The 1,974-nt window shown below is 65.6% G+C and carries 1 protein-coding gene; it reads right to left on the bottom strand.

Annotation, left to right across the window (positions count from 1 at the left end; all coding sequences use genetic code 11):
• Positions 1-88 precede the first annotated feature (88 nt).
• On the bottom strand, positions 89-1,852 hold the full coding sequence (locus tag G9373_RS45100; RefSeq protein WP_240961161.1) for an IS1634 family transposase: 1,764 nt from the start codon (positions 1,850-1,852) through the stop codon (positions 89-91).
• Positions 1,853-1,974 lie beyond the last annotated feature (122 nt).

Raw genomic sequence — 1,974 nt, 5'->3', positions numbered from 1 at the left:
CCGAAGTTGCGGCGGTTTGGCAGCAGTTTATGTGGTTTGACCAGGTGGTTTAGTGGGTGGTTGTGGTTTTGTTCTGTCGACGGTGTCCTCAGGTCAGGGTCAGTGGTATCGGGGCGCCGAGGAGGTCGAATGCTCGTCGTTGCGTCGGGGTGGGTTCGGCCAGGGTTGCGATGACCGGTCCGCTGTCGCCGTAGCGGAGGTCGTTTCTGGTCAGTGTCGACAGATGGGTGAGCAGCCCCTGATACGAGCGCACGGGCAGATCCTCGGCCGTGGTGCGGCGGGCTGTTTTCGCTTTCGCGGCCGCGGAGATGGTGGCCGGGGCGACGGGGTCTTCGCGTCGTTGCGGTGGGTTCTCGTCGGTAAAGGTCAACGGCGCCAACGCGCTACGCAGATGCCAGGTCAGGTAGGCGGCGAGGAAGCAGATCAACACGTGCGCTTTGACTCGGTTTTCGCGGCGGTGGTGGATCGGCCGCAGGTCCAGGTCGATGGCCTTGAGGCTGCGGAAGTCTCGTTCCACCCGGGCGAGGTTCTTGTATGCCCCGATCACCGCGGGGGTGTCGAGTTCGCCGGGGGTGGCGGTGGTCCGGAGCACGTACAGGCCGTCGAGGGCGGCTTCGGCGTCGATCCGCCCGGTGTTGCGGGCGACGGTGAGACTGGTGTCGGTGATGGTCAGGTCGAAGTGTTTGGCCATCTTGAATGTGCCGAGGACCTTCCCGACTTTCAGGCCGATCTTGTCCGCGCCGCGCAGGCGACCTGCCGCCGCGGCCGCGGTGATCGGTGCGAGTTTCGTCTCTGTCGCGGTAAGCAATTCGCCGCGTTTGCGGGCGCGTTCGACGGCCAGGAGCGGGTTGCGGCACGCCACCAGTCGTTCCCCGGGGTAGTCGGGATGGGAGATCTCGGCGAAGTTCTGCTGGTCGAACAGCGACATCTGCAAGGGTCCGTCGTCGGCGGCCAGGGCGGCGATCTGCGGTGCCCGCAGCGCGGTGAGCCAGCCGATGCCGCCGAGTTCTTTCAGGGCGGTGATGCGGGCGGAGGTGATCATCCCGCGGTCGCCGACCATCAGCATGTTCTCGAGCCCGAAGGTGTCTTTCACCGCGGTCACCGCGTGGGTGAAGGCGGTGGGGTCGGCGGTGTTGCCGGGGAGCACCCGGATCGCGACGGGCCGACCGTCGGGGTCGGTGAGCAGGCCATATTCGATTTGTTCGCAACCTTTTTTGCCGTCTCTCGAGTATCCGCGGGCGGCGAGTTCGCAGTGCCGCCCGGTCACCCAGGACGAGGACAGGTCGAACATCGCCATCCGTGAGGGATTGACCTTCGGGTCCAGATGCCGGGTGGCCAGCTTCTTTTCGATGCCGCCCTGACGGCCGACGAGCCAGTCCATCGCCGCATACACCTCGTCGGTGCCGACCTCGCTCACGCCGAGGTCGCCGGCGAGGGTGGTGTCGGCCCACCAGGAGATGGTCGCCAATTTCGATGCCGGGGCCACGGTGCGGGCCAGGATCAACGCCATCGCGATCTCTCGGTGACGGCTCGGTGGACCGAGCAGCGCCGGCAGGCCCAGTTTCTTGGCCATCACCGCCGCCGCGGCGAGGTGCCCGTGCGGTAGGGATCGGGCGACGGTGACCACCGACGCCGGGTCGACGAGACTCCGACCGGCCAGGACGGCCTTGACGGCGGCGACCGCCTCGGGTGGCAGCGCGGAGAGGTTCGCGAGGGTCTCGTTGCGTACCTTGCCGTGTTCGCGGAAGGAGCGGCGCAGCAACTGGGATTCGTAGACCCGTTCGACACCGTCTTTCCCGGTGTACTTGCGGCGTTGAGTGGCGATGTGGACTGCCCCGGTTCCCTTGGCCATGAACTGATTTTACTCCACGGCTACCATAGTGGCAATCATTTTAGTGACTACAGAATGGGTGTGTCTCATGCTTCCGCTGCAGCTCAGCCGTAAATACCAGGACAAACCCATCGCAACTTCGG

The organism is Rhodococcus sp. A14, assembly GCF_011603105.1.
Classification (GTDB): Bacteria; Actinomycetota; Actinomycetes; order Mycobacteriales; family Mycobacteriaceae; genus Rhodococcus_F; species Rhodococcus_F opacus.
Note: the sequence above shows the minus strand (reverse complement) of the source record. Positions and strands in the feature narration are given on the sequence as shown.

What these genes read in the sequence shown, in the direction of transcription:
- G9373_RS45100 (WP_240961161.1), bottom strand. Translation starts at nt 1,852, where the DNA reads ATGGCCAAGGGAACCGGGGCAGTCCACATCGCCACTCAACGCCGCAAG.